Source organism: Marinomonas maritima, from assembly GCF_024435075.2.
Classification (GTDB): domain Bacteria; phylum Pseudomonadota; class Gammaproteobacteria; order Pseudomonadales; family Marinomonadaceae; genus Marinomonas; species Marinomonas maritima.
In genome coordinates, this window is record NZ_JAMZEG020000005.1 from 109,960 (window position 1) to 123,355 (window position 13,396).

Genomic DNA, 13,396 nt, shown 5'->3' on the forward strand with positions numbered 1-13,396 from the left:
GAAGAAATTGAACATTTTTCAAGACATTCTGCATTTTTCTGTGCATTCGTTATCCAGCGTTTTGGCGGCCTCTGTGCGTCCATTTATTACCATACCTTGCTTGTTTTTGTGCGTTTTTGTATTTACTACATTATTCTCTTCATCTGTCGAACCTATTCTTAATTCGGGGCTACTTTTTGGTCTCGCATTAATCACCCTGTTATTGGTTAGTTATTTGTCCCTTATGATAAATATCAACCCTGCTCGCCAAAAAATGGCCTTCTTTTTAACTCGTGTTGATGCTCCTAATGAGTACTTCAGTCGTGCTGAGGCACGATGCACGAAGAGATGTAGAGCTCCCTTTTTCAGATTTAGGTGATCCAAAAAAACCATTGCTGCGTTAATACTCTTAACTAGGTAATGGTCTTTGTGCTGTTTTCAGTGTGGTGATCTTTACTGAAATACCCGGCATTGCCGGATTTTCGTTCTGTTGCTTGATGGTCAGGCGGCAGTTTTGTGAACCTCGGGGTTAGAGGATGATTCTCTTGTTAACTCGTATCCTAAGTAAAGTCGCTTTGGCGGTAATGGTGGGCTTGCTCGCCGGTTGTCAGGGTGGTGTGCTCGATCCTAAAGGGCAAGTTGGTATTGAAGAAAAGCAACTAATTATTGTTGCCACTTTATTGATGCTTCTTGTTGTGATTCCTGTCATCTTCATGACGCTTTATTTCGCTTGGAAATATCGTGAAGGTCGTGACGAAATCTACGAACCAAAATGGTCGCATTCCACAAAAATTGAAACTATAGTTTGGGCGATTCCAATCGTCATCGTCATTATTCTTGGCGTGATCACATGGAAATCTACTCATGCATTGGATCCTTACAAACCTTTGAAATCGGATAAAGATCACATCAATGTTCAGGTCGTTTCGATGAACTGGAAATGGTTGTTTATCTATCCGGACCTTGGTATTGCTTCTGTGAACGAGCTTAGATTCCCAGCAAACGTTCCTGTTGCTTTCCAAATTTCATCTGAAGGCACGATGAACTCTTTCTTCATTCCGCAACTGGGTAGTCAAATTTACTCGATGGCAGGCATGGTGACTAAGCTTCATTTGATTGCTAATGAACCAGGTACGTTTGATGGTATTTCCGCAAATTACAGCGGTGCCGGATTTACTGGGATGAAGTTCAATGCGATTGCCACTCCAACAGAAGCTGATTTTGATGCTTGGGTTGAAGGTGTTAAGGCTGGAACTCATGATGTCATTAACAATGGCATATTGGATCAAGCAGCCTATGAAAAACTAGCTGAGCATGACCTAGATGAACATCATATTGAACCAACACCTGTTCAATATTACAACTCAATTGTATCAAGTATTTTTATGGACAACGTTATGAAGTTCATGAAAGACCACGGCAAAGTTGAGTTGCTTAAAGGGACAGTGTTTGATTCTAAAATGATTCACGATAATTCCAGCCATGGTGAAATGAATCATGGTGAAATGAACCATAGTGATATGAATCATGACGAGTCTCAAAACTCATCGCATGATATGCATACGGAGGCTGAAAAATAATGTCTGCACTCTTAGGCAAACTATCGTGGGACGCTCTTCCGTACGACCCGATTGTTATTGGCACATTATGTGTCGTTGCAATCGCGGGTTGTGTACTCGCTTTCCTACTTATTAAGTACAAATTGCTCGGCGTACTCTGGAATGATTGGTTGACCTCTGTTGACCATAAAAAACTGGGTATAATGTATATCGTTCTGGCATTAGTGATGCTTATCCGTGGTTTCGCGGATGCCATTATGATGCGTTTGCAGCTCGCGCTTGCAACGAACGGGGATCCGGGTTATTTACCTCCAAGTCACTACGACCAAATTTTTACGGCTCACGGTGTCATCATGATCATCTTTATGGCAATGCCATTTATGATAGGTCTGATGAATATTGTTGTACCGCTACAAATTGGTGCTCGTGACGTAGCTTTCCCATTCCTAAATAACCTTAGCTTCTGGCTAGCGGTGTCTGGTGCGATATTGATTAATATTTCATTGGGGCTTGGGGAATTTGCGAAGACTGGTTGGGTAGCCTATCCGCCACTCGCTGGCTTGCAATACAGTCCAGGGGTCGGGGTTGACTACTACATATGGGCACTGCAGATATCCGGTATCGGTACGACATTAACAGCAGTGAACTTCTTGGCTACTGTTTTCAAAATGCGTACACCAGGTATGAAGTTGATGGATATGCCGATCTTCACTTGGACCTGTACTTGGGCCAATATTTTGATTGCTGCATCATTCCCGATTTTGACTGCTGTTCTAGCAATGTTGACGCTTGACCGTTACTTAGATTTCCACTTCTTCACGAATGATGGTGGCGGTAACTCAATGATGTATATCAACTTGTTTTGGGCTTGGGGTCACCCTGAGGTGTACATCCTTGTACTTCCAGCATTTGGTATCTTCTCTGAGATCATTTCTACCTTTACTGGTAAACGCTTGTTTGGTCATAAATCTATGATCTGGGCAAGTGGTGCGATTTCCATTCTTGGTTTCATCGTGTGGCTGCACCATTTCTTTACCATGGGTTCAAGTGCGAACGTAAATGCCTTCTTCGGTATTATGACAATGATCATTGCCGTGCCGACAGGTGTGAAACTGTTTAACTGGTTGTTCACTATGTACCGTGGTCGCCTTCGCGTGACGGTTCCGGTTCTATGGACACTGGGTTTCATGGTGACTTTCACTGTTGGTGGTATGACTGGTGTTCTTCTAGCATTACCTGGTGCTGACTATGTATTGCATAACAGCCTATTCTTGATAGCTCACTTCCACAACACCATCATTGGTGGTGCGGTATTTGGTTATCTAGCGGGTTTTGTTTTCTGGTTCCCGAAAGCGATGGGCTTCACACTTAATGTGAAGTTGGGTAAAGCTGCTTTCTGGTGTTGGTTAGTTGGTTTCTTCATGGCCTTTATGCCTTTGTACGTTCTAGGCTTCTTAGGTATGACCCGCCGTCTAAACCATACAGATAACCCTGATTGGAATATTTGGTTGTATATCGCTTTGGTTGGTGCCTTTGTTATCTTGGCAGGTATTATCTGCCAGTTGCTACAATTGTACGTCAGCTTCCGCGACCGCAAGGACAACATGGACACTACTGGTGACCCATGGAATGGACATACGCTTGAGTGGTCTACGTCGTCTCCGCCGCAGTTCTACAACTTTGCGGAACTACCTGTTGTGTCTGATATCGACGCTTTCACTGATATGAAAGAAAAAGGTACAGCCTACGTTCGTAAAGAAAGCTATGCGCCTATCCATATGCCTAAGAATACGAACGCTGGGGTTATCATCGGTGCTCTTATTACAGCATTTGGTTTTGCAATGATCTGGCATATTTGGTGGTTAGCAATCGTTGGCTTGATAGGTTCTATTGTGGCCTTTGTGGTTCGCGCCTACACCAAAGATGTTGATTACTATGTTCAGCCTGATGAAATCGCTCGGATCGAAAATGAGCACCTAGATAACGTGGCTAAGGGGTAATCATGAGCACGACACATATGAATACGCACGATGCTCACGAAGTTGATGCGCATCACGATACTGGTGGAGACACGGTATTTGGTTTTTGGATTTACCTAATGACGGATTGCTTGCTATTCGCATCCGTCTTCGCTACCTACGCTGTGCTCTTTATGAACACAGCGGGTGGAGTGTCTGGTAAAGAGATTTTTGATCTTGAGTTGATTCTTGCGGGAACGGCTGCGCTACTTATTTCAAGTATCACATTCGGTTTTGCAATGATTTGCGCTCATAATAAAAATCGTACTGGCACATTAATGTGGTTACTTGCGACTTTTATTTTTGGTGGTGTCTTTATCGCACTAGAAATATATGAGTTTCAGCATTTAATCCATAATGGCAACGGTCCTCAAGCCAGCGCATTTTTGTCAGCGTTTTTTAGCCTTGTTGGCTTGCATGGTTTGCACGTTACTGCTGGCTTGATTTGGATGGTTATTTTGGCTGTCGAAATCATGGTTACAGGGTTAACAGGCCGATCAATGACTCGTCTGGCTTGTCTAAGCTTATTCTGGCACTTTTTGGATATAATCTGGATTTGTGTTTTCACCGTTGTTTATCTGATGGGGGCGATCTAATGAGCGATCATTCTTCTGAAGCGCACTCACACGGTAGTGTTAAGTCTTATATCATTGGGTTTATCTGGTCAGTTATTTTGACTGGTATTCCATTTTGGATGGTAATGACGGAAGCGTTCGATAAGGGTCCAACTTACATAACAATTATATTGTTAGCGGTTGTTCAGATTTTTGTACATTTGAAGTATTTCCTTCACTTGAACTTCTCTGACCAAGGTAAGCTGGACACTTATTCATTTATTTTTGCTGCTGTTGTTATTGTGATGGTTGTCGCGTTATCCGTATGGATTATCTACGCTTCCAACGCAATGATGATGTAAGCAGAGCTATCTGATGAATATGCGGACTTCTTTCATGATAAGTGATATGTGTCCGATGGGAGTTTATAAAGATGTTTAAGCGTTATCTTCAGGTAACAAAACCTGGCATCATTATGGGCAACCTCATCTCTGTTGCGGGAGGCTTCTTTTTAGCCTCTCGTGGCGAGATTGACTGGATACTTATGCTAGCGACGGTGATTGGCTTGTCGTTGGTGGTTGCTTCTGGCTGTGCCATTAACAACTATGTTGATAGAGATATTGATGCCAAAATGCAGCGTACACGTAACCGTGTGACTGTAAACGGAGAAATGTCAGGTAAAGCGGCGTTCTTCCATGGCGTTGTATTAGGTATTGTTGGTTTTGCTTTACTCGCATTTTTCACTAATTGGGTCGCCGTCGCTTTTGCGGTATTCGGTTATGTGGTTTATGTTGGTTTTTACACACTTTACTTTAAGCGCAAGTCCGTTTATGGGACTTTTGTTGGTAGCTTATCTGGCGCTGTGCCTCCTGTTGTAGGTTATTGTGCCGCAGCGGGTCAGTTCGATGCTGGTGCGGCGATTTTGCTGACTATGTTTTGTATTTGGCAAATGCCACATTCTTACGCTATCGCTATTTTTCGCTACAAAGATTACGAAGCAGCGGGCATTCCTGTATTGCCTGTTTCTCAAGGTATAGCGAAAGCTAAACGACACATCATTTTTCACATTGCCCTCTTTGCGATAGTGGCGGCGCTTTTACCGCTGACGGGTTATGTTGGGATTGGCTTTATGGTCGTTGCGTTGGCAACCAGTCTTTGGTGGCTTGCTATGGCGTTACGAGGTTATCGTCCGGGTATTGATGTGAATGGTTGGGCACGACAAGTGTTTTTCTTTTCTATCATTACGGTTACTGCACTTAGCGTGACAATGGCGTTAGACTTTAATGAAGTGTCGCCGAACTTACTGGTGTTTTCAGCACATTAAGCTATATTTTTAAAAAACGGGCTTCTGAGCCCGTTTTTTATTTTAACGCATATCCCTTCCTTGTTAACTTCCTATTTTGTCAATTATTCGCTATTTTGAATGCCTGCTCGTTAAATCTCATTATCAAACAATAACGCTTTTTTCTATGATTGTTATTATTTGGTATGTGCCTTTGATTTGACGCCCACAATCAAAAAGGATGATGTGAATGAAAACGCTTTTAACTTTATTGACGTTGGTAATAACGCTTTGCTTGTTGGCTTCGAATACAGCTTATGCAGATGCGGTACGTTGCCAAGCGTTATTAACCAAAGCGCCAGAAAAGGTTCAGATTACGGCGGTCATGCAAAGGCCAAATAAAGAGGTAAGAAGCCCTTATTGCTTGGTCACAGGTATTATGGCGCAACGAATAGGCGTTGATAGTAAATTATATTCCATACAATTCGAGCTACGTTTGCCCAATTATTGGCAAGGGCGTTTCGCTTATCAGTTTAATGATGGCGAAGTGAAGCCAGCATTGGGCGCGATGACAGGGCTTCTTGGTTCACAGTATGCAATTAACCAAGGCTTTGCGGTTGTTTCAAGCAACGGTGGACACGACGCAAGAGCTAATCCTGAGACAGGTCTTGCTGGAGGCACCGTGTTTGGTCACGACCCAGAAGCACGTCGTGATTACGGTTACAGCGCTGTACAAAAACTCAATCCGGTTGCTCGTTCTTTGGTTGAAAGCTACTACCAAGCTCCGATCAAATATTCTTACGGCATTGGCCAGTCCAATGGTGGTCGTATGGCGATGGTCGCCGCGTCTCGTTTCCCTGATATGTTTGATGGCTTATTAGTGGGTTATCCCGGTTTCAACTCGCCCAAAGCCGCGCTGCAACATGCTTGGGATATACAGGCCTTACATCGCGTCAATGACGATATTAGCCAAGCGTTAACTCAGCGAGATTTGGACGTGTTTGCGAAAAGTATTCTTGATCAATGTGATGCACTAGATGGCATCAATGATGATATGATTTTTGCCACAGAAGCTTGTCAAAATGTCTTCCAGCCAAAAGCCTTAGTTTGCACCAATAATTTTGATCGAGACTGTTTATCACTTAATAAAGTTGCTGCTTTGATTCGCATGCACAAAGGGCCACACAACTCAAAAAACCAAGCGTTGTACACTAGTTGGGACTACGACGCGGGTATTCGCTCTACAAATTGGCGTATGTGGAAAGTAGAAAGCACGGTATCCGCTTGGAGTAATAAACCCATTGGCGTCGTGATGGGCGCCGCTTCTTTAGCACATATATTCACCACGCCTTTTACGAATGTCGCCGGCGATATTTATTCTCTTGAAGACTACTTACTCGCATTTGATTTTGACAAAGATGCGCCCAAAATTTATGGGACGAATAATCAATTTAAAGAATCGGCGATGTCGATCATGACCCCGCCTGATGCCGTAAAACCAACACTGACTGAGTTCAAACGGTTGGGCGGAAAAATGATGATTTTTCACGGTAACAGTGATCCGGTTTTTTCCGTGAAGGATAGCATGCGCTGGTATGACTTCTTGAATTTCGCTTTAGAAGATCGAGCCCATGAGTTTGTGCGTTTGTATCGAGTTCCGGGTATGCCTCATGGTCAGGGCGGGCCATCTACGGATCAATTCGACATGCTTCAGCCATTGGTTTCATGGGTAGAAAGGAAAAAATATCCTCAGGAAGTGATGGCGGCAACTCGTTCTAAAAATCCAGAGATTACCGCTCGCATGGCTGGTATGACACGCCCTTTGTGTCCTTATCCATCTTACGCTAAATACAAAAAAGGCGACTTTCTTAAAGGGAGCTCTTTTCAATGTGTTGTCGCCAAATAATATAAGTCTCTTCTGGGTTAACGGCCGCCGCCTACGTCAATAAAACCACCTGTGGTGTAGCTGGCTTTGTCGCTGAGTAACCATAGAATTGCTTCAGCGACTTCTTTTGGTTGCCCACCACGTTGTAGCGGCAGATTGGGGCTGATTCGATCAACACGTCCTGCTTCGCCGCCGTCGGCGTGCATATCGGTGTAAATCAAACCGGGTCGAACGACATTCACGCGAATCCCATCATTGGCGACCTCCAGTGCAAAACCTCTAGAGAAAGAGTCTACCGCCCCTTTGCTCGCCGCATAATCCACATATTCATTTGGAGAACCGTACACAGAAGCAAGAGAGGAAACGTTAACAATGCTGCCGCCTGAGCCGTTTTGGCTGATTGCCATGTGCTTAAAGGCCGCTTGACTGCACAGCATCGTCCCGAAGACATTGGTTTCAAAAATGCGTTTCCAGCGGCTCAGGTCGGTTTGAGAGAACGACATTTGAGTTTCTAAAATACCCGCGTTGTTTACGAGACCACGAATGGCGCCCCAATGAGTATGAATGTGATCGAATAATTCGGTGACTTGTTCTGCATCACTTATGTCGGCTTGTATGCAATGCGCTAAGCCGCCAAAGGCGAGAATATCGGCGACAACTTTCTCTGCTGACGTTGCGCTCTCTCTATAATTAATAATGACTCGATAACCTTGTTGGGCTGCCAATTTAGCGGTGGCCGCCCCAATGCCTCTCCCTCCGCCAGTGATCAATAAAATAGGCTTGTTCATATCATTCTCCCTGTATTCTTACCGACGATGGTTTAACAATAACCTGCTTCATTCAGCAAAACCAAATGACAAATTATTACGACGTTGTAGTTCGCTCTCTTGGGAAATTCCTTAAACTTTATAAAGTGTTAGTGAAATCGCTTATGCCCTAGGCTTTCAGGATCCAGCTTACTTTACTCGTATTTTAAACGCTTAACTGGTACTGCCCCCAAAACTTTCAGGCTAAGGGTGGTGCCTAAATCCTCTGAATATTTCGCCCTGTAGGAGGACTTTACATCCTGTCTCGAATTGGGCTAAGGGGGGCAAGAGGTGGCATACTCTGGAATAGTGAAGCAACATCACACCACGGATAAGGTAATACCCCCACCCAATCCAATATTTGGCTCGCATAATCAGGGGAAAGTAAAACCATCTGTTCAATGGTTATTGTTAAGTGATCCGCTAATGGAACGGGTTCATCATTAAAGACCCAGTCATAACTTCCGTTCCCCACACGCACAGCCCCACCGTCTTTTTCCGTCATACAGACTAACCAATCACAAGATAAGGCATTTTTATCGCTTGTTAGAGAGTCTGAAACACAAAAGGTATAGACGTTTTCATATGTCTGGCCGAATTTTCTTACCAATACTTCAGAAATTTCATTCAGACCAAGGGTATTAGAGGGAAAGGCGATGTTTTCTGTCTTCAAAATCATTTTAAGACTCGCCGAATCAGTAAACGCCTCTTTCAATAAATGTGGCCTGTTACCATCCTTGGCATAAATATATTGACAAATTTGGCGCTTTTGAGTCTCAATTATACTACCCATGTTTACAACCTCCTCGGTTCAGTGTGAATTTGCGAATGTATGCAACAGCAAGACTGACAGCGGCTGCACCATTAATCATAACTCATCTGATTTCTTTGGTAACCCAATGCGCCAAGCACTTTAGGCGTAGAGGAAACACTGCAAATTTAAACGATTTTGGTCATAAATCTGGTTTTTTTACCATCACACATCAAGCTTGAAAGGCATTTTTTGTGTCTTTGTCGATCAATGTAGACATAAGCTAGTACTGTCTACGGGCACACGTTATCATGCGCACTTATCTATTATCTTGGTTTTGTCTGGAGGCTGGCATGAGCTCATTAGATCGACATTTTATTTTGGGCTATGGAAGCTTAATCAATGGCGAAAGCCGTGCGATGACGGGTGAAACGGGGAATGTTTGGCCGGTTAAATTGCAGGGCTTTGAACGCCATTGGTCGGTGATGTCAGTCGATTATGGTATGAGCTCGGTTGCGGTTATTGAAGCACCGGAAAAAGCCTGCAATGGCGTATTAGTCGAAGTACCATACGATCAATTTCCTTTGTTTGATGAACGAGAAAAAGGCTATCAGCGAGTCATGCTTAAAGCTGAACAGTTAATAGCGTATCAAGACGATCCTTTACCAGAAGGCACGTATTGGGTTTATCATACTAGGGATGTGGTTGAGCCTCATCATCATTGCCCCATTGCGTTGAGCTATCTTGATGTTATTTTGTCTGGCTGCTTAGAATATGGCGATGCGTTCACACAAGATTTCCTGACGTTAACCAAAGGCTGGACATCGCCTCTACTGAATGACCGAAAAGCACCCCGTTATCCTAGAGTGCAACCAGACCTTGCGACAGAGCGTTTGAATATATTATTAGCGCCTGTAACCACCCTTACTATTAAAGAGCTATCCGTAACTTATGAATCTTAACTCGACGAGTCAATTACTGGCACGCAACGAAGACGAACTTTCTGGTAAAATTTTATTTGCCAATCCAGAAGACACGTACCCTCAGAATTTAAGCAAACAAGCCGATGTGTCTGCTTGGTGCCAATCAAAAACCATTTATGATGCGTTGACGCGAGTCGGTTTTGCGGAAGAAAAGCTGTCTTTGTCCGCGCAATGGTCTGTCAACAATGGCAGTGACTTTGATCACATTGTGATTTATCAGTCAAAAGCCAAAGAATTATTAGACTACTTACTAGCGGCAGTATTGCCTCTTTTAAAAGAAGGCGGTCGAGTATGGTTGGTGGGAGACAATAAAAGCGGCGTGAAATCCTCTATGAAGCGTTTAGAGGTCGGTTTGGACGAAGTAGGTAAACATGATGGCGCCAAGCACTGTTTACTTTACAGCGGCTTCAAGCGCCGTCCTGCTAAACCTTTTGTGTTCGAAGACTGGATTGTGACGTGGAAACAAGACGTGGCAGGACAAAGTGTGACGTTATGCAGTTTGCCGGGCGTGTTTGGTCACGGTAAATTAGACAAAGGCACTGAGCTTTTCTTGAATCAACTGAACCAACATCGCTTTATTAGCGACGTGGCCAACGCTCGCATACTCGACTTTGGTTGTGGCGACGGTATTCTTTCTCTTTGGCTACACAATAAAACAGGCGCACACATTACCGCACTGGATGACAGCGCATTGGCGTTAAAGGCAACGGAATTAACGTTTGCGGCAAACCAACTAAGTGATGCCGTGACTTTGGTTGCTTCGAATGGTTTGTCAGAAGTAAAAGGTCGCTTTAATTATGTCGTCTCAAATCCGCCTTTTCACAAGGGCGTAAATACCGATTACAGCATAGCGGAAAGCTTTTTCATGACGATCAAACAGCACTTAACATTGAACGGTGAATTGTTTGTTGTGGCGAATGACTTCTTACGCTATCCGCCAATGTTAGACGCCGCATTGGGTTCTCATACTCGCCTTTTCCGAGACAAAGGCTACGCGATTTATCAAGGCCGACAACCGAAAAAACGCTAAAATCTAAGTTTTTGGCTTAACAAAAAAACGCGCATATCTTCACAGAATGCGCGTTTATTTTAGTTTATCTATTGCGGTCTATTTTAGTGTAATTGATCTGGCGTCACGACTAACCAGTTTTTATCCGCTGTCACTGGCTGACCTAGAGCGGATTGCTGCTTAGCGGCATCATCCCACCATGCTTCCATCTGCTTCATGTATTTCGCTTTGCGGTTGACCCAAATACGCATGCCGCCTTTATCGGTATCTGTACCGTTGAACAACATGTAACCATCGGAAAGAGGAGAATCTCCCGCCACTAATACGGGTTTTTTCCACTGATCAATCCACCCAAGGATCGAACCAAGTTTGCCTTCGTACCATGTCATAGGGTTCATCAAGAAGGAGGTTAGTTGTAAGTCAAGGTTCTTTTCTTGATCATACGTCCCCTTCTTGATTTGCAGTCTCGACGTGGTTAAATCGCCTGTTTTCGTGTCTTTTAACAGCATGTTTACACCAATAACATTCTCAGGTTTAACGTTATAGCCGTATTGAGGATCGCTGGCGATCATTCGTACGATTTCTTCGCTCGCTGCCGTCATTACATAGACTTCAATGCCATTTTCTTGAAGACGGCTATAAAGTTCCGTCATACCGGCAAAGACTTTAGGTGTGTTTACGCTGCTTTTTACGACCTTGTCACCATCGTAATAAGTGATTGGAACGGGTTTATTGTAAGCCATCACTTCATCTACATAACCTTTGAGTTCTTTTAAGGTGAATCCAGCGAAGATTTGAGCGACCCACGGATAGCAGACTAAATTATCAATCTCACAGAGGCGATAGTAATAGCTGTTTAGGCTTTCTTTGTAATCGACGGTGTCTTTGAATGGAATCAACTTTAACGATTCGTCCATCGTTTCTCGGGTTAACAAACCTTTCATTTCCAAATAAGGCAATAGAGATTCTTCTATATCGTACTGGTAGCTGGTGTTATCCATATCGAATACAGCATAAGCACCAGTATTCGCATTTTTCTCGATCATTGTATTGAGTTCATCAGCAACGCTTTCGGGCCAGTGAGTGAGCTCGGTTGCGTAGATAGATACACTGCATAACATGAGAGAAGTACAGAGAATAGATTGGAATTTCATAAGGCTTCCTTATTTCATTAATGAGTGATAAGGGTAACGTTTGTAAGAACTCAATACCAATATCAAAAGCGACATATTCTTGCTCACTAATAGGATAGAGATGAGAAAACTAGTGGCTATTTAGATGGTTAACGTTCAGTAAAGACCAATTTAGCGGCCAATAAAGCGAAACTCGCGGCAAAGGCTCGTTGTAGATATTTTGCCACGTTAGAGGAGCCAATTAAGTATTGGCGCGCTTTGCTAGCAAGTACCCCGTAGAGAATAAAAACCACGAGAGTCATGCCCATAAAAATACCGCCAAGCAGCAACATTTGGCTAACAGAAGAACCTGCATTTGCGACGATAAACTGAGGCAAAAAAGCCAAGAAAAAAATTGTGAGCTTTGGGTTTAATACATTGATCAAGCCGCCCTTTAGCGCAACTTGTAATAGATTGATATTTTGAGTTCCTTTTTTTTCCAACGTTAAGCCGCCTGTTTCTCTCCACATACACCAAGCCAAATAGAGTAGATACGCAACACCGACAAACTTCACGACCTGAAATGCCAATGCGCTGGTATTAAGAATAACTGCCAAGCCAAAAATACTCGCTAACATGGAAGGCACGATGCCTAAAGTACAACCCAATGCCGCCGCGAACGAAGCACGCACTCCCTGAAAAAGCCCTGTTGAGAGGGTGTAAATAACGCCAGTGCCGGGGATCAGAACCAGAATAAGAGACGTGATTAAAAACTCTGTGCTTACCATTGGCTATTCCTTTATTTGTTGGCGTTAGGCTGTATTTTTTATTCTGGACTAATGATAGCTCAAAATACGGTGGTTATTATCCAAATAATAAATAGGGCGCTTTCCCCAACTCTGTTAAAATGATAACGATGAATCTCGCAGCCCATTATGTTGATGGCGCTGACACCCTAACACTAGGAATTTACTGTGAACAATAATGATATCTTGCGCCGCCTTCGCTACACTTTTGATCTTAAAGAGCTGTCCATTGTAGACATTTTTTCTTCTGCAGATGGCGTTGCAACACAAGAAGAAGTGGTTAGCTGGCTGAAGAAAGAAGATGACGCAGGTTATGTTGAAATGATCGATCTAGAGATGGCAACGTTTCTAAATGGCTTCATCAACACCAAACGCGGCAAACGTGAAGGCCCACAACCTGAGCCTGAAAAGCGCCTGACCAACAACATAATTTTTATGAAATTGCGCATCGCTTTGAATCTGCAATCGGAAGAAATTTTAGATATTATGCAATTGGCAGAATTCAACCTTAGTAAGCATGAACTGAGTTCTTTTTTCCGCAAGCCAGACAACCGTCACTACTGTGAATGCAAAGACCAAATTCTGCGTAATTTCTTGATGGGAATACAGAAACACTATCGAGCGTAAGCTATTCACGAGTCACTTTTTTTGA

General features: G+C 43.5%; 13 protein-coding genes. 9 read left to right on the forward strand and 4 right to left on the reverse strand.

Going from position 1 to position 13,396, the window contains the following annotated elements:
* The first annotated feature begins 515 nt into the window (after positions 1-515).
* The 6 genes from cyoA (at position 516) to M3I01_RS17935 (ending at position 7,298) form a co-directional block, all read left to right on the forward strand.
* Positions 516-1,559 (forward strand): ubiquinol oxidase subunit II, encoded by a 1,044-nt coding sequence (gene cyoA / locus M3I01_RS17910; protein WP_255897309.1) that lies wholly within the window; start codon positions 516-518, stop codon positions 1,557-1,559.
* Complete coding sequence (cyoB, locus tag M3I01_RS17915) at positions 1,559-3,538, forward strand: cytochrome o ubiquinol oxidase subunit I (RefSeq protein WP_275565226.1); 1,980 nt, start codon at positions 1,559-1,561, stop codon at positions 3,536-3,538. The genes cyoA and cyoB overlap by 1 nt, the downstream gene beginning before the upstream one ends.
* A 2-nt stretch (positions 3,539-3,540) precedes the next feature.
* Entirely contained in the window at positions 3,541-4,152 is a 612-nt protein-coding gene (gene cyoC / locus M3I01_RS17920) for a cytochrome o ubiquinol oxidase subunit III (protein ID WP_255897310.1), read from the forward strand.
* Complete coding sequence (gene cyoD, locus M3I01_RS17925; RefSeq protein ID WP_255897311.1) at positions 4,152-4,472, forward strand: cytochrome o ubiquinol oxidase subunit IV; 321 nt, start codon at positions 4,152-4,154, stop codon at positions 4,470-4,472. Before cyoC ends, cyoD begins: the two co-directional genes overlap by 1 nt.
* Positions 4,473-4,543: 71 nt before the next feature.
* A complete protein-coding gene (gene cyoE / locus M3I01_RS17930) occupies positions 4,544-5,434 on the forward strand; it encodes a heme o synthase (protein ID WP_255897312.1) in 891 nt (296 codons plus the stop codon).
* A 208-nt stretch (positions 5,435-5,642) separates the two neighbouring features.
* Positions 5,643-7,298 (forward strand): tannase/feruloyl esterase family alpha/beta hydrolase, encoded by a 1,656-nt coding sequence (locus M3I01_RS17935; RefSeq protein WP_275565227.1) that lies wholly within the window; start codon positions 5,643-5,645, stop codon positions 7,296-7,298.
* Positions 7,299-7,315: 17 nt separating this feature from the next.
* On the opposite strand, the gene M3I01_RS17940 is transcribed toward M3I01_RS17935, so the two are convergent.
* Complete coding sequence (locus M3I01_RS17940; protein ID WP_255897313.1) at positions 7,316-8,065, reverse strand: SDR family oxidoreductase; 750 nt, start codon at positions 8,063-8,065, stop codon at positions 7,316-7,318.
* Positions 8,066-8,336: 271 nt separating this feature from the next.
* Positions 8,337-8,876, reverse strand: a complete 540-nt coding sequence (locus M3I01_RS17945; protein WP_275565228.1) for a hypothetical protein — start codon at positions 8,874-8,876, stop codon at positions 8,337-8,339.
* A gap of 311 nt (positions 8,877-9,187) precedes the next feature.
* Between M3I01_RS17945 and M3I01_RS17950 the strand changes: the two genes are divergently transcribed.
* Both M3I01_RS17950 and M3I01_RS17955 read left to right on the forward strand, forming a co-directional pair.
* Entirely contained in the window at positions 9,188-9,796 is a 609-nt protein-coding gene (locus tag M3I01_RS17950; protein WP_112135884.1) for a gamma-glutamylcyclotransferase family protein, read from the forward strand.
* On the forward strand, positions 9,786-10,847 hold the full coding sequence (locus M3I01_RS17955) for a class I SAM-dependent methyltransferase (protein ID WP_255897316.1): 1,062 nt from the start codon (positions 9,786-9,788) through the stop codon (positions 10,845-10,847). The genes M3I01_RS17950 and M3I01_RS17955 overlap by 11 nt, the downstream gene beginning before the upstream one ends.
* An 83-nt stretch (positions 10,848-10,930) precedes the next feature.
* Here the strand turns inward: M3I01_RS17955 and M3I01_RS17960 are convergent, their stop codons facing one another.
* Positions 10,931-11,980, reverse strand: coding sequence for an HAD family hydrolase (locus tag M3I01_RS17960; RefSeq protein WP_275565229.1), 1,050 nt, complete (start codon positions 11,978-11,980; stop codon positions 10,931-10,933).
* 128 nt (positions 11,981-12,108) lie between these two features.
* Positions 12,109-12,726 (reverse strand): LysE family translocator, encoded by a 618-nt coding sequence (locus tag M3I01_RS17965; RefSeq protein ID WP_275565230.1) that lies wholly within the window; start codon positions 12,724-12,726, stop codon positions 12,109-12,111.
* Positions 12,727-12,912: 186 nt separating this feature from the next.
* On the opposite strand from M3I01_RS17965, the gene M3I01_RS17970 reads away from it, so the two are divergent.
* Complete coding sequence (locus M3I01_RS17970; RefSeq protein ID WP_255897317.1) at positions 12,913-13,371, forward strand: YehS family protein; 459 nt, start codon at positions 12,913-12,915, stop codon at positions 13,369-13,371.
* The last annotated feature ends 25 nt before the right edge of the window (positions 13,372-13,396 follow it).